Source organism: Lysinibacillus zambalensis, assembly GCF_040183165.1.
Taxonomy (GTDB): Bacteria; Bacillota; Bacilli; order Bacillales_A; family Planococcaceae; genus Lysinibacillus; species Lysinibacillus zambalensis.
Genome location: NZ_JBEGDG010000001.1, coordinates 221,833 through 248,110, shown reverse-complemented (window position 1 = coordinate 248,110; position 26,278 = coordinate 221,833). Strand labels below are relative to the sequence as shown.

The following is a 26,278-nucleotide window of genomic DNA, read 5'->3' as shown; positions in this document are numbered from 1 at the left end:
TTTTTTAATCATTTAATTAGATTATCTAACTATAAGTCAATCAAATTAAAAAGGGTGATTTATTGTATGAACAAAGCAATTACAGGAAACCAAGTGAATTATTCTCTGATGACAATTATTTTATCATGGTCAGGGATGGTAGTTATGTCTAGTTTATATTTAACAATACCTCTTATTAGTCTTTTCAGTGATTATTATCATATTTCATTGTCCAAAGCAGGCATCACTTCAAGTATTTTTTCACTTGGATTTGCTACTGGGTGTTTTTTCTATGGAGCTATATCAGAAAAATATGGACGAAAAAATGTGATTGTTATAGGACTTTTTTCATTAAGTATTATAACGTTGCTGTTAGGAATGGTTACTGATTTTTCTTTAATTCTACTACTAAGAGGGTTACAGGGACTTGCGGCGGCTACATTTTCACCAGTAGCACTTGCATATACTCTTGAGGTATTTCCAAATGATAAAAAAGTAGGAGCAGTTGGTTTTATAAGTACGGGGTTTCTTGTAGCTGGTATTGTCGGTCAGGTATTTAGCGGATATGTTAGTGAACATACTCATTGGCATGTAATATTTTATGTTCTTTCTATAGTATATATTTTTACTGCCTTCCTAGTATCGTGGTTTATACCAAAAGGAGTGGTTCATAACCAAACCAAAAATATATGGGAGCCCATGAAAAAGATCGGTACTATTTTTACCAATGGAAATTTATTATTCAGTTATATGATTGCATTCGTTCTATTAATGTCTTTTGTCAGTATGTATATTATTTTGGGTGAGTATCTTACGAGTGCTTCTTTTGGAATGAGTAGTCAGAAACTAATTTACATTCGATCTTTTGGTATTTTAGGAATGATAATGTCACCTTTTGCAGGAAAATTAGCAAAACGATTCAATGTGTTGTTTGTACTTAAAGTTGCCTTGACTCTTTCGATTATCGCACTTATCATGATGAGCGTTATTTCAAACATAATTGGTTTAACCATCATTAGTATCATATTTGTTAGTGGAATTGCTCTTGCTGTCCCTTCATTAGTGACACTTGTTAGTCAATTAGGCTGGAAAATGGGTGGCATTGCAGTCTCTATGTACACGGTTATTTTATTTGCTGGAACAAGTGTTGCGCCCATTATATCTGTTTACTTTATGAAAACTGGTAGCTTTACATTAGCATTCATTCTTCTTGCTACAACACTTAGTATCGGATTAGTTTCTGCAATGATGATAAAAATGCAAACTAAGAAAATCCTAAATTGATTATTGATGGACTATCAGCATTAAAAAGCATCTTCACTTTTAATAAAAAAATCATCATTGACTTTTAAAATAAGGCAACTTGTTTTAGAAAGCAATTTAAAATGATTGTTCAGACTAAACAAACCCCTTTTTATTGTTACGAGAGAGGGTATGTTCTAGTAATAGCTACTTACTTAATAATGAAAAGAGGGATTTAAAATTGGCAATATTACTATAAACTTTTCAATTAAACTAGCTATAACAGTCCGTTTACCTTTGAGGTAGACGGGCTTTTTATTGAATGTAGAGAAAAAAATACCGCGCGGAAAGCAGAAAGAGAAAGTACTCAAAAGGTCGATAAAACATAGTTCCTTAGTTATTATTCATATTTGCTTTTGTCAAAAACATGTAATGTTGTTTTTATTTTTGTTAAAAGTGAACAATGTTATTTAAATGCTCCTATCTTACAATTGCATTAAGGAATACCATAAGGAAATAGGAGAAAGTAGAAGTGAGTAAAAATGAAAATACTTTGTTTTTTGTGCAAAATATACAAAGTGAAAACTGAAATTTCATTCACCTCTTCATATGTGATTTTAACGGGGATCTTTCTATTTTTAAACTATGGTACCTAGTTAATCAACAGACGTATTGCAAAATAATAGGAGGGAATTGATGACATGTTAGTTAAATTATTAGAACCATTAAATGTTTCGGATTCGATCATTGAAAAATTAGCGGAACCAATTAAACAGCGAGGTCATGAATTTGTTTATTACAACGAGAAAACAACAGATTCGGCAGAATTAGCAAGACGTAGTGAAGGTGCAGATGTTATTATGATTGCTAATAATCCTTATCCTACAGAAGTCATTGATAAAAACGACAATCTAAAACTAATCAATGTTGCCTTTACAGGTGTTGATCATGTAGGGATCGCTCAAGCTAAAAACCAAGATATTATGGTATGTAATGCTGCTGGTTATGCAAATCAAGCAGTTGCGGAAATAACAATTGGTTTAGTATTAGATGTGTATCGTCATATTACTCAGGGGGATAAAGAGATTCGTTTCACTAATTTCCCAGGAGCATTCCAAGGTCGTGAAATTAAAGGGAAAACAGTTGGTTTGATTGGTACAGGTAAAATTGGTATGATGACGGCTCATTTATTTAAAGCATTTGGTGCAAAAATAGTGGCTGCAGACCAATCCCGAAGAAATCCAGAAGCTGAAGCTTTAGGAATCGAGTATATGGAATTAGATGAGGTATTAAAACAATCTGATATTGTATCCTTACATATTCCGTTACTACCAAGTACAAAGGGATTAATCTCTAAAGAAAAATTAGAATTAATGAAGGAATCAGCTATTTTAATCAACTGCGCACGAGGTCCGATTGTTGATAATGATGCATTGGCAGATGCATTAAATAAAGGGCGAATTGCAGGGGCTGGTATCGACGTTTTTGATATGGAACCACCTATTCCTGAAGACTATAAACTATTACACGCTAAAAATGTAATTTTAACACCACACGTAGGTTTCCTTACTAATGAAGCGATGGAATTGCGTGCTACAATTGCATTCGATAACACGATCGCATTTTTAGAGGGTAAACCTCAAAATATTATGAATAGATAATTCCTTGATGTATTTTTGCAAATCCGACAAGTTTTTATTTGTTGTTTAATAACGCTAAATCATTTGGGTATGGTGAAGTTGGAAATTTGAAACAAGGAGAAAATACTATGACATTTAAAAAAGTAGCAAGAAATGATTTGAAAAATCGTATTTTCCATTGGCCAGATATTCAAGAGTTTAGAGATGAAGAAGCGACAAAACATATTTTCTATGAAACACCTAATACTGTTGGAGCTGTCTGGTGCATGCGTCCAGGACAAGATTTGCCCATTCACTCGCATAAGCAAGCGGATGATATTTGGATTGTTATTAAAGGAACTGCAGATTTTTATCCAGAATGTGGTGAAATGGTGCAAATTAAAGCTGGTGATGTTGTTGTTGCACGTCCGGGTGAAAAGCATGGTATGACAAATAATTCTAATAAAGATTTTGTAATGTTAGGAATTGCGGGTCCAACACCAATTGGTTTTATTCCGCATTAATAGTATTGAGTTAACTTTCACGTCTGTTGGTTAACTAGTTTTCATCGTAAAAAAGAGAGGTTAACATATTTCACAGGCATATGTGAATCTTAGAACGAGGCTGTCCAAACAGTCAGATCAAAATCTGACTGTTTATCAGCCTTTTCATAATAATTAGAGAAGCGGATTGAGGAAACGAAAGGTTTTTCTCAATCCGCTTTTTTTCGGCTTTTTAGACAGCCTCTCAAAGATTCAACAGTAACATAAAGCAAGGGTTTATAGGTTTAGACGAAATTTTATTTATTTTGAGAATGCTCTTTTGTCTAAAGTGTTTAAAGTCATTTTTATTTTTGTTCAAAGTGAACAATGTTATTTACCTACTCGTAATCTACAATCAAGTTAAGTAATAACAGCAGTAAATACTAAAAAAGTGGGAGTGTCAACCATGGAACAAACAGTTAAACATGACCCGAATTATTACAAAAAAATCATTTTTGCACTATGTTTAGGTTGGGTAGTTATTTGGATTTATCGTACAATACTTACGCCAATCTATCCACAAATTCAAGAATCGCTTGGTAATATTAGCGATACACAAGTAGGACTTATTGCTTCAATTTATTTCTTTGCCTATACTGGTATGCAAATTCCATCAGGAATACTCGTCGATAAATTTGGACAAAAACGAGTATTAATCCCTGCGTTTATCATCTTTGCATTAGCAGCATTCGTCATTGGATCAAGCACGACAATTACTCAAGTTTATATAGGCGCCTTAATGGCAGGTCTTTCGACTGGTTCATATTATGGTGCAGCGTTCTCCTTATCAGCTAAACATATGCCAAAAGATAAGAAAAGTTTTTCTAATGCGATCATCAACAGTGGTTCGGCATTAGGGATGGTCATTGGTCTAGTAGGTTCATCTGTATTAGTAGGTGGTCTTGAAATTAAATGGAATTTCATGCTGTATATTATAGCAGTTTTAATAGTAGCTGTAACATTTGTGTTTATGTTATTTGTCAAACAAGACAAAAAAACAGCTACAAATGAAACATCTGAAGATAAGAAAACAACACAAAACACAGTATCTCAAGGCGTAGAATTATTCTCGCCAAAAAAATTAGTTATTTATTTCGTATATTTTGCAACATGTTATGGTTATTACATGATTGTGACGTGGTTACCATCATTCCTTGTCTCAGAAAAAGGATTCGAACAAGGTTCAGTAGGATATGTAGCTGCTTTAGTTGCAGTCACAGCAGTACCTGGTGCATTGATATTTTCTAAGTATATTGATAAAAATGCACATATGCGTCAGAAATTAATTATCTTCTTGTTAATTGGTGCAGCCGTAACAATTAGTTTAACCGTATTTGCACCTAACCCTGCTGTCCTTTATGGAGCACTAATTTTATATGGCTTATTAGGTAAACTTGCCATTGATCCAGTTTTAATCACATATGTAACTGATTCAGTACCTTCCAACAGCATGGCTAAAGCACTAGGTATCTTTAACTTCTTTGGGATGACTTCATCAGTTATCGCGCCAACTCTTACTGGTTATATTGGTGATATCACTGGTTCGAAAGTACTGGCATTCTATATTGCAGCAATACTTCTTGTAGCAGCAACGATTTTATTCTTCCTTGTCGTGATGTTGAAAGAGAAGAAAACAATCAACCCCCTAATTAATGAATAAAGTAAAGCTACCTATCAGTGGAGGTTTAATACTTCTCCCGCTGATAGGTAGTTTTGTTATTCCTAATTCCTGTCTAAAGCTAGCGGAATTTATCGAAGTCTTACAAGCTAATGTTCTAAATTTATATAAAACAAGAGTTGTACAACCCCATGCAATCCATGTTCAATATAACAACTGAATTAAGCAGTAGTAACAAGAAACAAATTCTTGTTACTACTGCCTTTTCGATTTAGTGTGTATATAGTATTTTATATATTATTGGTTTGGCAGTGTTTTTCGGCAGGATCACCAACCGCAACATGGATTCATTTTTCTTATTGAGCTAACTAAGCAGTGTAGTTGGAGTACAATCTTCTTTTAAAATTGGAACTTTCACCCAATGATAAACGTTAAACTTTTAAATTCTCTATTGCTATTAATAGCTTTGTGAAATAGAAAGGAGACTTTTATGAAATCCAATCTTTTAATATGGGTATTTTTTCTTCCTTTATTCTTATTTTTCAGTTTAATGCTATATATGGAAGTGTCAATTTATTCAGCTTTGCCTCCAGAACTAGGTGGAAGGGGTTTTTGGGTAGAATTTAAAAATGTTTGGTATCTTTCAATTTGGTTTTATGCAATAGTATTATTAATTTCCTTCTTTCTATATTTGAAGTTTCTATATAAAGAAAAATAAAGAATTAATGAACTATTGATGTTGAACTCCCACGAAAGAACATAATCATCTTTCATTTTCTGTGGTAAAGTGCTGATTTTTGTGCTTCACGGATGGTTAACTGGAGCTTTAGCTGAAGAGGAGCTACTACATTTTGCATGCTCATAATTGAGGTGGGGAAGCAAGTGTAGCGGTAAAGTAGGTAATAAGAATCCCGCTAAAAAGCATTCATAACAGCTTTTTAGCGGGTTTTTAACATTAAAACGTTATTTTCTCTGATGCAAATAACGCTAATCGTAAATCCAGTGAAATATCAGGCGCTTCGATAGGCTGGCCTAAAATCTCTTCACATTTTTTAATCCGATATTTGACCGTATTGCGATGAATAAATATATCCTCTGAAGTTTTTGTAAGATCACAATGGTTCGCCAAATAGATTTTCAATGTATGTTTTAGTTCTTTTTCTTTCGTTGTTTTCGGATAGGCTAATGAACCTAGCGTATACGTGATAAACGGCTTTAATTTATTGGCTGGAATAAGTTGTAATAATTCTTCTACACTTTTAGATTTATAGAGTTCTATAAATTCTATTTTCCCACTTTCAGACTTGTGATCAAAAGCTTCATTCGCTTCGAAATAAGAGAGTGGTAACTGTGAGAATTCAGTGACTTCATTTCCAATACCAAATGAAAGTGTACTATTAAAAAGTTTTTGATATTCTTTTTGGATATATTTGCAGTAATCTAAATAATATTGATGTTTCGTTTGTAATAGTATCGTAAACCGATGATTCCCTGGAGACATATAGACACTGATAGAAGGATCAATGTCCGTCAACTTATGTGTGAGCCATTCAAAGGTCATCTGATAGCGCTCATTCAAATAAATATTATTTTCCACATCTCTTTCTTGATCAATTGCACAAACGATCACTTGATAGAAATTAGATGGTTGGATAAGATGCTTTTTTAAAAACTCAGGGTGTTGTTTAACTGAAATAAGATTATCAGGATGTTCAGACATTAACGTTTCGAAAAAGCGGTTTACATCTTGTTGTTCCGCTTCTTTGATTTTACTATTTTTATAGATGGCAAGACTGAGTGTATTGACAGCTTGTTCTATGGCAAGCAAACTAAATGGATACGTAAGCGTATTGACATTTGAGACCATCAAATAATATGGAAAATATTTAAATGCTGGAACCTCAAATATAATATGTTCTTCTTGGAAAGATGCTTTATTATTAGGTGAAATTTGATTGGAATTAACGCATCTTTTGAAGTAACTAAGATTTTTTTGAACTTGCTCTGAGTGTTCGTGGAAGTGATGGCTCATCGATTTAATTTGATGGAAAGGATTTAAGAGCATCACCGGGACTCTGAGGAGTCTGCTCATACGTTCAATCATCATTTCCAAGCTCAAACCTCTCATAAGCATTGTATTTAATTCTTGTTGGATATCTAATGCGAAATATAACTTTTCAGTTTCTTCATCCAATATATAGGATGATATATGGTGTGTAATGGATCCAAGATTCCAACTATCAGGGATTCTGATAATAGGGAATTTTAACTCATTTGCATATTCTAATACTTCCTCGTCGATCTTTTCTAAAAAGCGCGATAACTTAACGCCTATACCGGCAACTTGTATATCATTTAATTCTCGTATGAGATCTATTAATCCGGATTGGTCGTCTTGATAACACATACCCGTAGTGACGATAAATGAATGTGGTGCTGTGAAATCTTTAATGTCAGGCGTTTCCGTAATATCAACCATTTCTACTTCTCTTTCTAAATCGCCCTCATCATTTAACAATATTAAATCAGAAAATTGTTGGACAGACATAATTTCTTTTAATGTTGTCACAAGAATCATCTCCTCTATCTTTGTTAGAAAAAGCCAAAATATTATTTAAATATGTAAGATGCTACAAGGATAAGCTATCTCTCTGATTGTATACTATTTTCGAAGGTTATTATACGTATAATTCTTTATTTCGAAATAGTAAAGGAGATTCATGCTGAACTAGGTCAAAATATTCTATGTAATGCTTTGTTTTTGAAAAGCGGGTTACAACAAGGATAGCATGATAAAGTAGCTCGAACAAAGAAATCACCTTTACTCAACTAAACCATGTTAGAAAGAAGTGACAACGATGTGGGATCAACAATACAATCCACTTGGAAACGAAATAGTGAGTGGCATCATAGCCTTTCTTCCTATACTCCTATTTCTACTTAGTTTAACAATCTTTAAGTTAAAAGGGATTTATGCAGCAGCCTTAACTTTAGGGGTTACTATGATCATTTCAGTCGGAATTTTTGATATGCCGATTGGCAAAGCTTTCGCGGCCATTCTTCTAGGAACAGGCAAAGCGCTGTGGCCTATTGGTTATATCGTCATAATGGCTGTTTGGTTGTACAAAATTTCTGTGAAAACTGGAAAATTTGAAATCGTACGTGGTAGTATAGCGAATATTACCGAGGATCAAAGACTGCAATTATTGCTCATTGGTTTCTGTTTTAATGCCTTCTTGGAAGGAGCGGCCGGATTAGGTGTTCCAATCGCTATTTGTGCAGCCTTACTTGTGACGCTTGGTTTTAATCCGATTAAAGCTGCTGGACTTTGTCTAATCGCCAATGCCTCTACGGGCGCATTTGGTACAGTTGGAATTCCAGTCATTACTGGTGCTGAAGTAGGTGGGTTGGAAACGTTAGAACTGTCAAGAATGACAGCCTATCTATTACCTTTAATTTCATTTCTCGTACCTTTTCTCCTCATTTTTATTTTAGATGGAATCAAGGGAATAAAAGAAATATTCCCAGCTATTTTAGTCGTTAGTAGTGTCTATTCAGTGCTTCATTTACTGACAATTACTATGATCGGTCCGGAGCTTGCGAATATTATTCCTTCTTTAGTTAGTATGGTTGCTTTAGCGTTATTCTTAAGGAAATGGCAACCGAAAACGATTTACCATGAGCCCGGAGTAGAACTTACAGGTAAATTAAAAAACTATACGATGAAAGAGATTTTGGTAGCATGGTCACCATTTTATATACTTACAGGTGTTATTGCCGTTTGGAGCTTGCCTATATTTAAACAATTATTTGTAGATGGTAGTGTACTTGATTTTACGACTGTCGCTTTGAAAATTCCAGGATTACATGATCAAATTATGCGTACACCACCGATCGTAACAGAAGCAAATTCTATACCAGCTATTTTAAATATTAACTTTGTTTCTGCTACGGGAACGGCGATTTTATTGGCCATCATTTTAACAAGTGTCCTGTTTCCTGCGTTAAACATCAGACAATCCGTTCATTTGTTAGGTGACACGATTAAAGAACTATGGTTACCGATTCTTACAATCGTACTTGTAATGGCTTTTGCTAATCTTTCGGACTTTTCTGGTCTTAGCACTTCTCTAGGACTGGCACTTGCTAAAACGGGTGAATTTTTCCCATTTGTTAGTCCAGTATTAGGATGGATTGGTGTCTTTCTCACGGGATCTGTTGTGAATAATAACGCATTATTTGGCAGCTTGCAGGTAGTTACCGGAACGCAGATCGGCATCTCACCATCGTTGCTAATGGCAGCTAATACTGCTGGAGGAAGCGTAGCAAAATTGATTTCACCACAATCTATCGCGATTGCTGCGGCAGCTGTTAATCAAACCGGGAATGAGTCAAAAATCTTTCAATATACAATACGATACAGTTTAGGCTTGCTTCTACTCGTATGTATCATGACACTTGGGTTATCGTTCATCCTCTAATGACGTAAATAATGAATATACCACATAGTAAATCTAAGTTTTTACATAGATTTACTATGTGGTTTTTGTTTTTACATAAAGATAAACTCGATTATTTGCTCCGCTCAAACGCCTTATTAGTACCTTTACATAAACGATAGCGAACAGCATTTTTTTACCTCACAGCTCCTTACCAATTTTTTGTCTAAAGTGCATAAAACGACCCTCCATTATTGTTCGTTGTGTCAATGAATGGTTATGAGGAAGGACCTATAATAAAAGTGTAGAAGGAAGGAGTGAAAGAGTAATGGATATTCAATTAACTTTTGAAGCTTTAGATAAGAAATTCACAGGTTTTGGTGGCTTAGAACAAGGTGGAATTACACGCCTTTTATATTCTCAAGAATGGAATGAGGCAGTTCGTGAGCTGGAAAAAACATTCAAAGAAGAAGGATTAGAAGCAAGTTTTGACGACATAGGGAACTTATCTGGACGTCTTGTTGGAAGTAAATATCCAAAAGAAACAATTATGACAGGTTCACATATCGACACAGTTGTTGAAGGTGGGCATCTGGATGGGCAATACGGTATCTTATCTGCACTTGTTGCTGTGAAATATTTAAAAGAAAAATATGGTCAACCACTACGATCTCTAGAAGTATTATCACTTGCAGAAGAAGAAGGTAGTCGTTTCCCTTATACATTTTGGGGTAGCAAAAACTTCTTTAACCTAGCTGAAAAATCGGATGTTGACACAATTGAAGATGCTGAGGGTATTAAGTTCGAAGATGCGATGCGTCAATCAGGCTTTGATTATCGAAAAACTACTGACGTTCGTAAGGACATCAAAGCATTTGTTGAAATTCATATTGAACAAGGTAAAGTGTTAGAGACAGAAAACAAAACAATCGGTGTTGTTAATGGCATCGTCGGTCAAAAACGCTTCACGATTAACTTAAAAGGTGAAGCAAACCACGCTGGTACTACGCCAATGTCATTACGTCGCGATACAGTTGTTGCCTATAGTGAAATTGTCTCAGACTTAACAAAACGTGCTAGAGAAATTGGGGAACCACTGGTGTTAACGTTCGGTCATGTCACACTTGTACCAAACACAGTAAATGTAGTTCCAGGTGAAATTACGTTCTCAATAGATTGTCGTCATATTGATCAGCAAATACTAAATGATTTTGCAGCAGAAATCGAAGACAAAATTAAATTAGTCGCCGAAGCAAATAGCATGACTTACGACATTAATTTATGGATGGATGAGGCACCAACATTGATGGACAAAGATATTGTTCAAATCATTGAACTAGCAGCAAAGAATAATGTAGGTGATCGTTATAAAGTGATGCCATCTGGTGCAGGACATGACTCACAAATCTTCGCGCAATATGTTCCAACGGCGATGTTGTTTGTACCTTCTATTGGTGGAATTAGTCACAATATTACAGAAGAGACGAAGATAGAAGACCTTGTTAAAGGTATCGAAGTATTAGCAGAAGTACTTTATGAACTGGCGTATAAAGAATAAACATTGAACAGGAGCGGACTTATTTATGGGTTACTTAAATCTAAATCAAGGATACAGAGAAGGTTTATTAGAAACACGTTCTGTCATTAAAAAAGATAATTACGCATTAATCACACCAGACGGCTTAGTGAATAATGTTGTACCTGGCTTTCAAGATTGTGACGTAACAATCTTAGGATCTCCACGTTTAGGCGCAAGATTCGTAGATTACTTAGTAACGGTTAAAAACGAAGGTGGAAATAAAACTGGTTTCGCTGGTGAAGGTATTCAATCGTTTGTATACGTTATTTATGGCACAATCAACGCTTATGCAGCTGGTGAAAAATACGAATTAACGGCAGGTGGATACTTATATGTACCGCCACACTTACAGTTAACTTTTGAAAATAATAATAACGGTGAGGATAGCCGCTTATTTTTATATAAAAAACGTTATCAACCACTTAAAGGCCATCCACTTAAAGGGCATACACCTGATGTAGTGACAGGTAATGTGAACGACATTAAACAAGAAGCTTATGAAGGTATGAAAGAAGTATTAATCCAAGACTTATTACCAAAAGAAATTGGATATGACATGAATATTCATATTCTTTCATTCAAACCAGGTGCTTCACATGGTTACATTGAAACCCATGTCCAAGAACACGGCGCGTACGTTTTAAGTGGGCGAGGCATGTACAACTTAGACAACGAATGGATGCCAGTTGATAAAGGGGACTATATCTTTATGGGCGCTTATGTACCTCAGGCAACTTATGCAATTGGTTTAGATGAACCATTCTCATACATTTATTCTAAAGATGCTAACCGAGACATTGACCTATAAAGAGGAGGCCTAATGAATCTTTGAAGCTATTGAAAGATTCATTAGGTATCTCCGTTACAAAAGAAATTCACTTATGTAGAATCTGACAAAATATTTTAGTGATGTAAGAGAAGGGGCTGACAATATGCGTGTATCGAAGGAAGAACTATTTAATTTAATGAAACAAAAGTTTATAAAAGCGGGATTAAATGAAGGAGCGGCACATGATGTTGCAGACGTATTAACATACGCCGATCATAGAGGTATTCACTCCCATGGTGCCGTACGTGTTGAATACTATTCTGAACGAATTGCAAAAGGTGGTATTACAACAAATCCAAACTATACATTTGAACAAACAGGACCTTGCTCTGCTGTCTTTGGTGGGGATAATGGTCCAGGTCACCAAATAGCAAAACAAGCGATGGAAAAAGCGATTGAAATGGCTAAAAAATCAGGTGTTGCCGTAGTTGGTATGAAAAATATCTCACATAGTGGTGCATTAGGTTACTTTGTTGAAATGGCAGCGGAACAAGATATGGTTGCTCTAAGTATGTGTCAATCAGATCCAATGGTTGTACCGTTTGGCGGAACAGAACCTTATTTTGGGACAAATCCAATTGCATATAGTGCACCGTCTGCTGATGACCGTATCATTACATTTGATATGGCGACTACTGTCCAAGCATGGGGCAAAATCTTAGATGCAAGAAGTAAAAATGCATCGATTCCAGATACATGGGCTGTTGATGCTACTGGTGCGCCAACAACGAATGCAAGAGATGTTCATGCACTCCTGCCAATTGCAGGTCCAAAAGGATACGGCTTGATGATGATGGTAGATATTTTATCAGGTAGTCTTCTAGGAGTCCCACATGGTATACATGTGTCTTCTATGTATCAAGACTTAACTAAAGGGCGCGATTTAGGTCAAATTCATATCGTGATTAACCCTGCCTATTTCACAAATTTAGATACTTTTAAACAACAAATTACAACGATGCTTAATGAATTAAAAGCGCAGCCAGCAGCAGAGGGATATGGAGAAATTTATTATCCAGGTGAACGCGGTATATTAAGAAGTAAAGAATATGATAAAGAAGGTATAGAAATCGTAGACGACATTTACAACTATCTTGTGTCAGACGACGTTCATTACGATCGTTATCATGGAAAAAATAGATTTGCAGAATAATAAATTGGAGGATCATCATGTTATACACAATTATAAAAGAAAACACTTATAAAGACTCTATCGTGTTAATGCTTTTATCAAATAAATTATCTGCAATTGATGGTGTAAACAAAGTATCAATCATGATGGGAACACCAGCGAACAAAGACATTTTTAAATCTTCTGGCTTAGGTACGGATGAATTAGAAAACGCAAAGCCAAATGATATTGTCATCGTTGTAGATACAGATCAAGAAGAAAAAGTAGACGAAGTGAAAGAAGAAGTTGAGATTGCTTTAAAAGGTGAATCAGATTCACAAAATACGTCTAAAGATCAAGAAGCACATAACTGGAAACGTGCAATGGAGCTCGCGAACAATCCGAACTTAGCGTTAATTTCAATTCCTGGTCAATATGCAGCAATGGAAGCGGAAAACGCATTGAACGAAGGCTTACATGTATTTATGTTCAGTGACAATGTTTCGAAAGAAGACGAAGTGAAATTGAAACAAAAAGCGCATGAAAAAGGGTTATTAGTGATGGGTCCAGACTGTGGTACTGCACTTATTCACGGCGTACCTCTTGCCTTTACAAATAACGTCAACGAAGGTGATATCGGTATTGTTGGGGCATCTGGTACAGGAATCCAAGAAGTCACAACAATTATTGACCGTTATGGTAAAGGTGTTACAAACGCTCTTGGTACAGGTGGACGTGATTTATCGACGGAAGTTGGTGCCATCACTATGTTAGATAGCATCAAAGCGTTAAATCAAGATCCGAAAGTAAAAGTAATTACAGTGATCTCCAAACCACCTGCGGAGGAAGTACAACGCAAAGTATTAAACTTATTAAGAAATATTGATAAACCAATTGTTACGCTATTTTTAGGTGACAAACCTTCCTATCAAGAAGAGAACATCTATCATGCTTATACACTTGAAGAAGCAGCAGTTGTAGCTGTCCAATTATCAAATGGGGATAAACCGAATTTTGAACCAACAACAGCTGAACGTGTAAATGTTTTATTACAAGAATCACAAGTTGGTATAAAAGGTTATTATTCAGGCGGTACGTTAGCATCTGAAGCAGCGATGCTAGTGAGAGATGCTTTCAAAGATACAATAACGGAAGAACAGAACGATAACTTTGTTTTAAAAACAAAAAATCATGAAATTATCGATTTAGGTGATGATGTTTATACAAAAGGCAAACCACACCCGATGATTGATCCTGAAAAACGTATCGAAATGCTTGAAAAATCCGTTAACGATCCTGAAACAGCGGTCATTATGATTGATAACGTAATCGGTAACGGTGGTCATGAAGATATGGCCAGTGAACTAGCACCAGCAATCAAACGTATTTTAGACAGCGCACGTCAAGATGGTCGTCAACTTGCAGTGCTTGCAACAGTTGTAGGTACAGCACAGGACATCCAAGGTTACGATAAACAAATTGAGATCTTAAAAGAGAGTGGCGCAATTATTTGTAAGACAAACGACCAAATGGTTCGCACTGCTATCCAACTTGTAGGCGGTAAAGTGGAACAACCTATTACTGATGTACAAAAATTTGACTATACAAAAGAAAGCTTAGTAGTGGATGAGAAAATTATGTCCTTAATCAATATGAAACCAAGCGTGATCAATATTGGGCTAAAAAGCTTTACAGAAGCTGTTCAAAACAGTGGCTCGGAGTGTGTTCAATTTAACTGGCGTCCTATTGCTGGTGGCGATGAGAAGTTAATGAAAGTACTTCAATTCTTAAACTATTATGAAGGAGGTACAATCTAATGGGTTTCAGAACAATAAATGAAGCGAACGAAGCCGTTATTCAAAAGATCATAGTAGCAGCACCGTTCTTAACGGATGTTGTACCTGCTAAGTCTGTTATTCCAGAATTAAAAGAGTATGTATTATTACATGCTGGACCTCCAATGAAATATGAAAACATGACAGATCCTATGCAAGGTTCCTGCGTTGGCGCAATCCTTTTTGAAGGATGGGCAAAAGACGAGGAGGGTGCACGTGATTTACTTGAAAACGATCAGATTACATTCATTCCATGTCACCATGTGAATGCGGTTGGGCCAATGGGTGGTATCACATCACCTAATATGCCAGTCCTTGTCGTTGTTAACAAAGAGAGTGGTCACGAGGCGTACTGTCAAATGAACGAAGGCATTGGAGCCGTATTACGCTTTGGTGCTTATAATGAGCAAGTAATCAACCGTTTACATTGGATGAAAGACGTATTAGGTCCAGTGTTAAGTAAAGCATTAAGAACATTGGATGAAGGCTTGAACGTTAACGTATTGTTTGCGAAAGCGATTGCCATGGGTGATGAATTCCACCAACGTAATATTGCTGCTTCACTTGCGTTTTTAAAAGAAATAGCGCCAATCATTACGTCATTAGAAGATGTTGAAAAAGAACAATGTACAGAAGTAATCCAGTTCTTAGCTGACACAGACCAATTTTTCTTAAACATTGCCATGGCGGCTGGTAAAGCGATGATGGATGCAGCACGTACGATCGAACACGGTACAGTTGTTACTGCGATGTGTCGAAACGGTGAAAATTTTGGTATTCGCATTGCGGGTATGGGAGACGAATGGTTTACGGCTCCTGTTAATACGCCACAAGGATTATATTTCACTGGTTACTCAGCAGAAGATGCAAACACAGATATGGGTGATTCAGCGATTACTGAAACAATTGGCGTTGGCGGTATGGCAATGATTGCAGCTCCTGCAGTTACACGCTTTGTAGGTACGGGCGGATTTAATGATGCGCTTGAAACTAGTAATCAAATGACTGAAATTTGTATTAGTGAAAACCCGAACTTTGTCATCCCAACTTGGGACTTCAAAGGCGCATGTTTAGGTATCGATGCTAGGAAAGTTGTTGAAACAGGAATCACTCCAGTCATCAACACAGGTATTGCCCACAAAATTGCGGGTTACGGACAAATTGGTGCCGGTACAGTCCATCCACCAATCGAATGTTTCGAGAAAGCTATTACAGCTTATGCTGAAAAGCTAGGTTTTAAAGGATGATTTTACAAGCAAGTGCGGTTGGTTTAACCGCACTTCAATTGTTAAATGAAGGTAATACCTTTTCCGTGCATAGTATTTTTGAAAAAGGGTTGAATATCGTTGATCAAAATGGTGAATTGATATTTGCTGGTACCGATGAAAATGGGACATTTCCGTTTGGTATATTGCTTGATCCACAAACGAAAGAAACGATGAAGGCCTATATTCAAGTGGGAGATACGTTAACAGTTCGTCATAATCGTCTGTCTCATAACGGTTTTGACATGTTGTTTAATTCAAAAACACTCCCTTTAAATATGGATTTTGAACATGCAAATATTACTCAATTAAAAGAAAATTTTCAAGACATTTCATTTAATTGCTATGAATCAACAGATTTTGAACGTGCACGTGTGTTGTCCTTGATCAATCGATTACACGATCCAACTGAAAATCTTGAAGAGACATTTCGTTACTTCATTGGACGTGGACAAGGCCTAACACCAACTGGTGACGATATACTGGTCGGCATTTTGTACGGGCATTTTATCAATTATTTTATCGAACATAAACATCTCGAAACGTTAAAAGCTTTAATGAAGGAACCGTTAACGACCATTGTTAGCAAGCGTTTTATAACATGTGCTTTAGATGGTCTATTTAGTTCGAAGATTACAGCATTGCAACATGATCCATCTTTAGAAAGCATGAAACGGCTGATAGATGTAGGATCATCATCCGGGATGGATACGTTATATGGCATTTATATGTCATTAACTAAGGAGTGAAAGAAATGGGGAAAAGTGTAGTTATTGCTTTGGGCGGTAATGCCATTTTACAGCCAAAACAAGAAGCAACTTATGATAATCAATTTAAAAACGTAGTGTCGGCAACAGGCCATATGGTGGAAATTCGAGAAGCGGGGCATAAAATTGTCATTACACACGGCAATGGTCCGCAAGTAGGAAATATTATTGCTCAGAACGAAGCTGCTAAAAATGTTGTTGAACCACTACCAATCCATGTTTGTAACGCAGAATCACAAGGGTTCATTGGTTATATGATGGAAACAGCTTTAAAAAACCATATGAAAGAACGAGGCATTGCTACAAACGTGGTGACATTGCTCACAATGGTTGAAGTGGCCAAGGAAGATCAAGCGTTTAAAAATCCGACTAAACCGATTGGTGTATTTTTCTCGGAGGAAGAAGCGAAACGTCTAGAAGCGCAAGGCTTTACGATGGCGGAAGATGCAGGACGGGGTTACAGACGAGTAGTCCCTTCACCAGAACCACAAGTCATTCATGGTATAGACGAAATTAAACGTTTAATTGATGATACAATCGTTATTTCATCTGGTGGCGGCGGTATACCTGTATATCGTGAAGACAATGGTCAATTACATGGTATTGAAGCAGTCATTGACAAAGATCGTTCAGGATTAAAGCTGGCACAACAAGTGGCTGCGGATGTTTTCATGATGCTAACAGATGTACCAAATGTCTATATTAATTTTGGGAAAGAAAATGAGCAAAAATTAAGCCACATTACAGTAGCAGAAGCTGAACAGTATGTTGCAGAAGGACAATTCCCTGCAGGAAGTATGTTACCAAAAATGCAAGCAGCTATAGAATTTGCGAAATTAGGTAAAGAGGCAATTATTTGTTCATTAGATCAAGCGATAGCTGCATTAGACGGAAAAGCAGGTACACGTATAACAAAATAAGCTAAATTAGTTGTTTGCAACGTCCTAGAGCGAAATATAGCGTTTTCTAGACGTTGCAAACTTCTTGTCGTTTACTTACTTCGAAATTATTGAATTGCTCTTAGAAGGGATTCTAATAGCCTTTAAACGAACTAGAGGAAAGTATATGAATCGATTGTTTTAATTTGAGAGTCCAAAACTATTTGTCTTAAAAGTGGAGAAATAGTTTTGGGCTTTTTTATATATAGGAAAAAAAGGATAATAAAGTATAATGAAGATGTAAAACAGTTTGAAAACTTCTAAGATTTACGGCTATTACATATCATTATTCTGTGTTTTGAAACAAAATGGACGATAAAAATGATTATTTAAAGGGGAGAAAACTAAAAGATGAGTGTAACTATTTATAACGGAGAACGTTCTGAAGAAAGTATTCAATTCGAAAAATGGATAATTGCTGAAAGTAATAAAGAGAGTTTTTCTAGTATTGCAAATACTGAACAGTTTGTTAAGGAAAGAGGAACTGAAAACACTAAACCATATGTTATTGGAGAGGATGTTACATTTTTAAGCGAAGTTAAGGAGCATGTATTCGAGGGAATGCAAGTTTTCACATTAAATGACGAAAAGTCTTTGAAGCGAAAAGCTATTTTATATCTACACGGTGGTGCTTGGACGGAGCAACCTTTAAGTTTCCATTGGTTGTTCTTGGATAAAATGGCGCAATCTTTGAATGCGAAAATAATTGTACCGATTTATCCTAAAGTGCCTCATTTTAACTATAAGGATACTTACCCGAAAATTCTAAACCTATATAAAGAAATGCTTGCAACTGCTGAAAATTCAAATCAATTAACGATCATGGGGGATTCGGCGGGCGGTAATATAGCACTAGGCCTGGCCCATGTTATAAAATTGAACAATTTGCCTCAACCGAAAGACATTATTTTATTATCAGCAAGTGTTGATTTGACTTTTGAAAATCCTCTTATAGCTGAATATGAAGAAATCGATCCGATGTTAGCAAGTGAAGGAATGGTAGTCATTACTAAGTTATGGGCAGCTGATAAAGATTTAAAAGATCCATTGATTAGTCCAATATTCGGTGACTTTAAAGGACTTGGAAAGATAACTCATTTTATTGGAACGTACGAATGTTTATATCCAGATGCAATAAGACTTGATGAAGAACTAACTGAACAGGGAATTGAACTCAATACTTTTGTTTATCCGAAAATGAATCATGTGTTTGTTGTTATGCCAATCCCTGAAGCTCTAGATGCTCAACAGAAAATTATTTCTATAATTAATAATTAAGTGCTGTTTTTTTAAGTGTAGAACATATGTTCTTTGTGCATATTTATATTTAAACTAGCGAATATGGTTTATTAGAAGTCACAATTTATAAATGTCTTAACCTTTATTCTCCAATTGAAGGTTAACTGCAGCTGAAATCGCAGACTATGATCATTTCGCGCATAAAAGGGCATAGAAGTACGAGCACATTATAAGAAAAGTTAATTATTGGCGATATATGGACGTTTGGTTGGCATAAGTAGTTCAAATATTTTGCCGTATATGATTTTGACAAAGTGGATTATGTATTAAAGGGATTAAATTGGAGGGAACAAACAATGGATGCAAAGACACTATTGTTACAACAATGGGCAAGCTGCTTAGATGAAGAAGACTGGTTTCCAGCACTTGAAAAAGTACTGGAGGAAATTACTTTTGAACAGGTAATTTGGAAACCAACTGAAGGAGCAATGAATTCCATTTGGGAAATAGTTTGTCATTTACTTTTCTATAAAAAAAGACTTTTGACGCGATTTTTTGGTGATACAGCGAATGAACCTCAGGCAGATAATAACGAAACTACATTTCGATTACCAACGATGACGCTTCAAAAGTGGAATGAAACAAAACAAGAATATTATGAAGTTCATCGTGAACTTGAAAAAATACTAGTAAAAGCAGAACAAGAAGATTTGTATCGACAAATTCCTGGAGAAAGATCATTAGTGCTTGAAATGAAGAGTTTAGCATTACATGACGCATACCATATTGGGCAAATAGTCTTTCTAAGTAAAATGCAAGGAGCTTAGAGCTTAGGCAGGTAAACGAGATTTCATACTAAGAATGGGAACGTCCGATTTGGATGTTCCCATATTTTATACTTAAAAAACAACAATACTAATTAAATTAACTTTTTTTAGCTGTTTCGTCTCACTATTATTAGTATACTTTTCATTGATACGTAACTTCCTATAATTTATATTATGTAAACTAAAATTAATTTGCGTGGAGGAGGGCCTGGATTTGTCTACTACTGTACATGGACATCTGTATTGTTGTATATGGACAAGAATCTACAGACGTTTTGGACAAGAATGTCCAGACATAATATAATTCCCTACTTTTTGGACAAGAATGTCCAGACAACCCGCATTTTCAAAAAAATAAAAAGGACAAGAATGTCCAGACAACCCGCATTTTCAAAAAAATAAAAAGGACAAGAATGTCCAGACAATCCGCATTTTCAAAAAATAAAAAGGACAAGAATGTCCGGACAAACTGTACATGAACATGGACAAGAACTTCCAGACACTCATATATTTAAGAAACATAAGCCTCCATATCTTCAAAAAAATCTTCAAATGTTCTATTTTTCCTTATAAGTTTGTAAATCCATTTTCAAGTGTTTTAAGAATTTGATTAAATCATCTAAACTCTTTACAATTTGTATTTTTTCGTATAGTGCCATTTTTAAACCACCTTTTAATAATAAATTCCTTTAAAATGTTTGTTATTCCCTACTTCAACTAATAAGTGCCTCTATAATTATAAAGTTTTAAATCAATCAAGGACGCGTCAATACTGCATCAAAAAGATCCCTAAGGAACATAACTTTGGTAAGTTCACAAACTTTTAAAATTTAATGTACTTGCACTTTTAAGGTAAAACCAATAATAAGTATAATTAAAAGCATTAAAGACCTGGAATGTGTTTTATTCTTTTCTTTAAATATTTACACGTTTAATAAGTGGTAAATTGACAATTAAAATACAACTCGTTATAGTAAAACCATAACGTTATGGTTTGGAGGAGTTTAATTGGGATCGATAGACTAAAAATTGGTGAATTAGCTGAAATAACAGGGATTACAAAGCGAACAATTGATTATTATACGAATCTTGGTCTACTAAAAGCAGAACGTTCATCTTCGAATTATCGTTACTATTCTGTTGATATGATTGACCGTATAAAAGAAATTGAAAAGAAAAAATCTCAAAACATGTCATTAGAAGAAATCAAAAAAAAGATGGATATAGACTATTGTGATGAAGTAGACATCCAAGATTTACGTTTGCGTATCCAGTTACTCGAACAAGATTTATCGCATCTAGTTAATCATCTAGATCATTCTGATACAAAAGAAAAAATCTTGATTAAGCAAAAGATATCAACGGAAAGTGTTGCACTCATGCAATCACTCTTATTACTCATAACTTAGGAGGTGAAGTCTTACTTCTTAAGTAAGACAACTTATTGACCAGTACCATAATTAACTTATCTATCTTTACTATTTTAATTGCTTTAACAGCTTTTTTCGTGGCAACTGAGTTTGCAATTGTTAAAGTACGACAATCTCGAATTGATCAACTAGTAGCAGAAGGAAAAGCAGGTTCAATTGCTGCTAAAAATGTCATAAATCATTTAGATGAATACTTATCTGCCTGTCAGCTTGGAATTACTGTGACAGCTTTAGGCATTGGTATGGTTGGAGAATCTACTTTTGAATTCATTCTCCACCCACTTTTTGAAGCAATTGGTGTCGCACCTAATTATGTTCATTACTTTACTGTTGGTATAGCTTTTGCTTTGGCTACATTTTTCCACGTGGTTGTTGGTGAGTTAGCTCCTAAAACAATTGCTATTCAAAAAGCAGAAGCTGTGACACTCGCATTCTCTAAACCGATACAAATTTTTTATAAAATTTTATATCCATTTATTTGGTTCTTAAATGGATCTGCCCGTGTATTAGTAGGTTTATTCGGTATGAAGCCAGCTAGCGAGCATGAATTATCACACACAGAAGAAGAACTGCGTATTTTACTAGCGGAGAGTTATAAAAGTGGTGAAATTAATCAAACAGAGTTAAAGTATGTGAACAATGTGTTTGAATTTGATGACCGTATTGCTCGTGAAATTATGGTTCCTCGAACAGAAATTATTGGTTTTGAAAAAGACGACACTTTTGAACAAGTATTAGCAACAATTTCAGAAGAACGTTATACGCGATACCCTGTTTACGAAGAGGATCGAGATAATATTATTGGTTTTATCAATATTAAAGACTTTTTAACACAAGGTATTAATAATCGAATTTCTTCAGAAACATTTAATTTAGAAGCATTTACTAATCCTGTTATCAAAATTATTGAAACAACACCAATTAATGATTTATTAATTAAAATGCAAAAAGAACGTGTTCATATTGCAATTTTATTAGATGAATATGGTGGAACTTCAGGTCTTGTGACAGTAGAAGATATTTTAGAGGAAATTGTCGGTGAAATTCGAGATGAATTTGATGACGATGAAATACCTGATATACGAAAAGTTAAAGAAAATCATTATATTATCCATGCCAAGGTATTAATTGACGATGTAGCTAATTTGTTAAACATCGTCATTGAAAATGAAGATGTTGATACTATTGGTGGATGGTACTTTACAAATAATATTGATTTAAAAGAAGACTTAGAGTTTGAATTTGCAGGCTTTATTTTTTCAATTTATGAAAAAGAAGGCCATCAACTTCGATTCATTGAAGTGAAGAAAAAACTTATGTCCACATAGTTCTTATGAACAAGTTGCTGTTGCAATATTAGAGTTAGTACGTTTAGCTCTAATTTACACAGGTATGCGTTCATAAGAAGAATAAATTTAAACCCGACTCTTGTGAATACTTGAGTCGGGTTTAAATTTAATTACTTATGTGGAGAAACCTTCACGATATATGCAAATTTTTTAATTTATCTCCCCCACTTTATTTTTTATATAGATTCAGCGTTTTATCTAAAAACAAATAATATCGATATGCAAGAATGTATGGTAATAAATACGATACAAATGTATAATATCCATTCCAACCATTGTAGTATTTTACAATTCCAAAGTAAACGAATGTCAATTCAAGAAAAGTGGTTAATAAAGTCATAAGGAAGATTATTAAGAAAGGATGTTGAAATTTTCTTATAAAAAAAATTAAATAACTACCTAAAATTGGATATAATCCAATGATAAATGGCAATGCTGATGTATTTTTTTCATCAATCAAGGGCATAACTTCAAAAAAATCAAAATGAAACCCAATTTCATTAATTACAAAAGACAGAACACTACAAAATGAACCAATTAAAGGTATTACTAGTTTATCTCTTTTGTTAAGATGTAATATTCCAATTGTCCAAGGAATTATAAATGCCCATATTATATTAAAAAACATTATAGAAACTTCCCTTTTTATATAATTTTAAACAATTTATGCTTTTATTAAACGATTTCCTACATCATTTTTTAAATAATGAATGTGGAATAAAGATCCTCTTTTTATAACAAGAAAATACCCTTGAAAATTTTGGACATTTTTTAATTTATCAATCGACACTGTTTAAAGTCTCTCTGCATATTTTTTCATCTAATCCTTTATATTTAACAATGTCAGTCCCCTCCTCTATTATTTCAATAGTTTTGGAATAAAATAAAAAAACCACTCAACGAGTGGTATATATAAGTGATAATTATGGTAATTTTTTATTGTTTTTGCGGTCCATATGAATTGAAAATTTCAGTTGCAATATTTAATATCAAGCGAACTTCTGTTTCACTTCTGTCTTCTATTAGATTCTGTAGGATCATATTCAATTCTTTTTTTTCAAAATATTTATTATCAAAATTTAGAGTATCAAATTTAAAGATACTACTTGGTGCTTCTTCCAAGCCTTCAGTAATCTTTTCTAAGGTCTGTATAGTAATATTTCTATCTCCTCTTTCAACCCCAGCTAAATACGAAGTTTGCAGTCCGCATTTTTCAGCCAATTCTTCCTGAGTGAGTTTTTTCGATTTACGTATTTCTTTTATGTTGCTACCAACTAATTTGACTAAACTATCCATAAAATCACCTCACATTTAGACTATGTGAGGTTTGTACTATCTTACAGATACATATAGTATAAATTTGATTGAAATATGAACTTATAAGTACTATAATGTTTGAGTGTTAAATTTTCTTAAGGAGTTTTTATTATGAGTAATAACTTACCTTCAAATATAGCAATAGAAAATGTATTACAATCTAAGATGCGTGGACGTGTTACTTATCAAGGCTTTGTTTCATCACAAATTGCAGTCAATTTCTCATATTCCAAATTATATAATGACTCTTCTGGTAAAGGCTATCAACGCCCTATAGATAAAAAAAGATGCAAAGATTTCTCAAATTATTTATCCCAAGGTGAGGATGCCCTATACACCCCTATCTTGTTAAATGCATTTGGTAATTGGGAATTTCATGCATATGATAGCCATAGAAGAAATTTCGGGAGATTAATTTGCAAAAAAAAAGCAACTTTAATGGATGGACAGCACCGATTAGGGGGAATAAGCGATTATATAAATGAAACAGATAGTACACTAAATGTTCCATTTTTAGCTTTTCATTATTTAGATGAGGATGAAGAGATTAAATTATTTGATGTAATAAATTCAAAAGCTAAGGGTATTGGTACATCATTAAGTCGCTACTTAAATAGGGATAATGATGATAACAGCTGGGTAGCTACCAATTTAATTCTTAAGCCAGAGAGCCCTTTTTTCAGTAAAGGTACATTAATTGGAAGAAGAACGAAAGAAAAAAATGTAACATTACAAAATCTATACAACATCATAAAATTATTGACCAAAAAATCTTCTTTAGCAAACCTGTCAAAAGAAAGAAAGTTAAATTTAGCATTATTTTACTTCAATTTAATAAAAGAATTGTTTCCAGATCAGTGGGAAGATAATCAGTTATATAGAATGACACATATAACTTGTTTAAACGCATTAGCGATTGTAGGAAATAAAATTATAAATGAAAATTATTTGATAAAATCTCAACAACCAGATTCGGTTAAAATCGCTAAACTTCTTACTAATTTAAAAGAAATTGATTGGTTAACTACTGGGAATTTAAAGTACCTTAAAGGAGCCGCTGGATCTAAAATGCTAGCAGACGATATTTTAAATTGCCTTAATAGTTAACTTAACTAAAAATAGCCTCCAGTTGGAGGCTATTTTTAGTTTTAAAGCATATTATAGGATTATATTATTCACTTTCGGAAGGAGGAGTTTCACTATATATATCTGATAATAAATACTCTCCATTGCTACTATTACTAGCAATTTCATTCATTGCATCAATATCATTAAAATGCCACCATTCAGAAGCTAAAGGTGTTAAACCAGCTATAGTACAATATCTTTGGAGCGCAATAGATGAATCGTTCATTGTATCGGTTAAAACAGCATTTTGCCAATCTGTTTTTGATGTAGAACTAACAGGAGCTGTATACGTTGCAGATGCCATGCTAAGTTCATGAATTGGTGTAGGCATGAGATACTCAGTATATAGAGTTACTTTTTTAGTTGAATAAGGTCCAATAACTCGTTCTTGAATTTCATTAACCTTAGCTAAACTGACATCAATTGCATAGCCCATTTGATGATTGGAAATTGTCGTTGCAATAAACCAATTAGTACCCCAGGGAGGAGTGTTGATGCCTTTCATGACCTCAGAATCTGTATTTGCTAAAGTTGTTACCGCACTGACAATCATTTTTTGAACACTATTTGGTCGAAATCCTTCATAGATTACTAAAGAATTGTTTTCAGTTAGAGCTTGTTGTTGAGCTAAATAAATTTTTTTTGACATAGTATATAAGACTGGAATTACAAACTGTTCTTCAGATAGCCGTTCGTTAAATGATTTTCCAGAATACAATGACTTACCTGTAATACCTGGGATTTCTTTACCAGAAGAAATGAATTTGGATGAGTACGTATTCGTATTATTATAAATAATTGACGGTATAACATCAGGCAGATTAATAAAACAATATTGATGGATAACCCAACCGTCAATCATATCACTTTTTATGTGCCACCACTCACCTATTTCTTCCTTAATAACAAAACTATCACCTGCTACAAGAACTCCAACTGAGAGTGCATTAAAATCGGCAGCATTTTTTACTTCTAATGGAATAGAAGCGAAACCAGTTGCGCCTTTAACAGGTAATTCAAACTCACCTTCGTATTGAACCGGTTGTATCTCAGGCTCAGGTTTTTCACTTTCAGGCGAATTAATAACTTCCTCATCTGAATTCTTCTCTTCTTCATTTTCATCGATATCCTTGTTAGATGGCTTATTACTACAACCTGCTGTAAATAAACAAACTATTATAATTAATACACTAAATAATTTATGTTTTTTCTTATTCATGAAAAA

General features: G+C 34.5%; 21 protein-coding genes. 17 read left to right on the top strand and 4 right to left on the bottom strand.

What is annotated here, in order from left to right:
• Positions 1–66: 66 nt before the first annotated feature.
• The 4 genes from ABNX05_RS01150 (at position 67) to ABNX05_RS01135 (ending at position 5,042) form a co-directional block, all read left to right on the top strand.
• Positions 67–1,263, top strand: a complete 1,197-nt coding sequence (locus tag ABNX05_RS01150) for an MFS transporter (RefSeq protein ID WP_349658003.1) — start codon at positions 67–69, stop codon at positions 1,261–1,263.
• 659 nt (positions 1,264–1,922) lie between these two features.
• Positions 1,923–2,882 (top strand): 2-hydroxyacid dehydrogenase, encoded by a 960-nt coding sequence (locus ABNX05_RS01145; protein WP_349658002.1) that lies wholly within the window; start codon positions 1,923–1,925, stop codon positions 2,880–2,882.
• Positions 2,883–2,989: 107 nt separating this feature from the next.
• On the top strand, positions 2,990–3,364 hold the full coding sequence (locus ABNX05_RS01140) for a cupin domain-containing protein (RefSeq protein ID WP_349658001.1): 375 nt from the start codon (positions 2,990–2,992) through the stop codon (positions 3,362–3,364).
• 424 nt (positions 3,365–3,788) lie between these two features.
• Entirely contained in the window at positions 3,789–5,042 is a 1,254-nt protein-coding gene (locus tag ABNX05_RS01135; RefSeq protein WP_349658000.1) for an MFS transporter, read from the top strand.
• Positions 5,043–5,955: 913 nt separating this feature from the next.
• Here the strand turns inward: ABNX05_RS01135 and ABNX05_RS01130 are convergent.
• Positions 5,956–7,569 (bottom strand): PucR family transcriptional regulator, encoded by a 1,614-nt coding sequence (locus ABNX05_RS01130; protein WP_349657999.1) that lies wholly within the window; start codon positions 7,567–7,569, stop codon positions 5,956–5,958.
• 289 nt (positions 7,570–7,858) lie between these two features.
• Here ABNX05_RS01130 and ABNX05_RS01125 point away from each other — a divergent pair, with 289 nt between their 5' ends.
• The 12 genes from ABNX05_RS01125 to ABNX05_RS01070 all read left to right on the top strand — a co-directional run bounded on the left by ABNX05_RS01125 (position 7,859) and on the right by ABNX05_RS01070 (position 22,587).
• Positions 7,859–9,481 (top strand): lactate permease LctP family transporter, encoded by a 1,623-nt coding sequence (locus ABNX05_RS01125; RefSeq protein ID WP_349657998.1) that lies wholly within the window; start codon positions 7,859–7,861, stop codon positions 9,479–9,481.
• Between the two features lie 286 nt (positions 9,482–9,767).
• The gene (gene allC / locus ABNX05_RS01120; RefSeq protein WP_349657997.1) at positions 9,768–10,997 is read left to right on the top strand and encodes an allantoate deiminase; all 1,230 of its coding nucleotides are present in this window, start codon (positions 9,768–9,770) and stop codon (positions 10,995–10,997) included.
• 25 nt (positions 10,998–11,022) lie between these two features.
• Entirely contained in the window at positions 11,023–11,826 is an 804-nt protein-coding gene (gene allE / locus ABNX05_RS01115) for a (S)-ureidoglycine aminohydrolase (RefSeq protein ID WP_349657996.1), read from the top strand.
• Positions 11,827–11,950: 124 nt separating this feature from the next.
• Positions 11,951–13,000, top strand: coding sequence for an ureidoglycolate dehydrogenase (gene allD / locus ABNX05_RS01110; protein ID WP_349657995.1), 1,050 nt, complete (start codon positions 11,951–11,953; stop codon positions 12,998–13,000).
• Positions 13,001–13,017: 17 nt separating this feature from the next.
• On the top strand, positions 13,018–14,775 hold the full coding sequence (locus tag ABNX05_RS01105; RefSeq protein ID WP_349657994.1) for an acyl-CoA synthetase FdrA: 1,758 nt from the start codon (positions 13,018–13,020) through the stop codon (positions 14,773–14,775).
• Positions 14,775–16,040: a YlbE family protein gene (locus ABNX05_RS01100; RefSeq protein WP_349657993.1), complete on the top strand. Its 1,266-nt coding sequence runs from the start codon at positions 14,775–14,777 to the stop codon at positions 16,038–16,040. The genes ABNX05_RS01105 and ABNX05_RS01100 overlap by 1 nt, the downstream gene beginning before the upstream one ends.
• A complete protein-coding gene (locus ABNX05_RS01095) occupies positions 16,037–16,807 on the top strand; it encodes an oxamate carbamoyltransferase subunit AllH family protein (RefSeq protein WP_349657992.1) in 771 nt (256 codons plus the stop codon). The genes ABNX05_RS01100 and ABNX05_RS01095 overlap by 4 nt, the downstream gene beginning before the upstream one ends.
• A gap of 5 nt (positions 16,808–16,812) precedes the next feature.
• The gene (arcC, locus tag ABNX05_RS01090; protein ID WP_349657991.1) at positions 16,813–17,745 is read left to right on the top strand and encodes a carbamate kinase; all 933 of its coding nucleotides are present in this window, start codon (positions 16,813–16,815) and stop codon (positions 17,743–17,745) included.
• 369 nt (positions 17,746–18,114) lie between these two features.
• Positions 18,115–19,041 carry an alpha/beta hydrolase fold domain-containing protein gene (locus tag ABNX05_RS01085; protein ID WP_349657990.1) on the top strand — a complete coding sequence of 309 codons (927 nt, stop codon included), beginning with the start codon at positions 18,115–18,117 and terminating at the stop codon, positions 19,039–19,041.
• A gap of 317 nt (positions 19,042–19,358) precedes the next feature.
• On the top strand, positions 19,359–19,829 hold the full coding sequence (locus ABNX05_RS01080; protein WP_349657989.1) for a DinB family protein: 471 nt from the start codon (positions 19,359–19,361) through the stop codon (positions 19,827–19,829).
• Between the two features lie 989 nt (positions 19,830–20,818).
• On the top strand, positions 20,819–21,238 hold the full coding sequence (locus tag ABNX05_RS01075) for a MerR family transcriptional regulator (RefSeq protein WP_349657988.1): 420 nt from the start codon (positions 20,819–20,821) through the stop codon (positions 21,236–21,238).
• A gap of 35 nt (positions 21,239–21,273) precedes the next feature.
• Complete coding sequence (locus tag ABNX05_RS01070) at positions 21,274–22,587, top strand: hemolysin family protein (RefSeq protein ID WP_349657987.1); 1,314 nt, start codon at positions 21,274–21,276, stop codon at positions 22,585–22,587.
• Between the two features lie 190 nt (positions 22,588–22,777).
• Here ABNX05_RS01070 and ABNX05_RS01065 read toward each other — a convergent pair whose 3' ends face one another.
• Both ABNX05_RS01065 and ABNX05_RS01060 read right to left on the bottom strand, forming a co-directional pair.
• Positions 22,778–23,236, bottom strand: a complete 459-nt coding sequence (locus ABNX05_RS01065; protein ID WP_349657986.1) for a hypothetical protein — start codon at positions 23,234–23,236, stop codon at positions 22,778–22,780.
• A gap of 308 nt (positions 23,237–23,544) precedes the next feature.
• Positions 23,545–23,904, bottom strand: coding sequence for a helix-turn-helix domain-containing protein (locus ABNX05_RS01060; RefSeq protein WP_349657985.1), 360 nt, complete (start codon positions 23,902–23,904; stop codon positions 23,545–23,547).
• 132 nt (positions 23,905–24,036) lie between these two features.
• Between ABNX05_RS01060 and ABNX05_RS01055 the strand changes: the two genes are divergently transcribed.
• The gene (locus ABNX05_RS01055; RefSeq protein ID WP_349657984.1) at positions 24,037–25,032 is read left to right on the top strand and encodes a DGQHR domain-containing protein; all 996 of its coding nucleotides are present in this window, start codon (positions 24,037–24,039) and stop codon (positions 25,030–25,032) included.
• 64 nt (positions 25,033–25,096) lie between these two features.
• Here the strand turns inward: ABNX05_RS01055 and ABNX05_RS01050 are convergent, their stop codons facing one another.
• Entirely contained in the window at positions 25,097–26,272 is a 1,176-nt protein-coding gene (locus ABNX05_RS01050) for a hypothetical protein (RefSeq protein WP_349657983.1), read from the bottom strand.
• Positions 26,273–26,278: the final 6 nt, after the last annotated feature.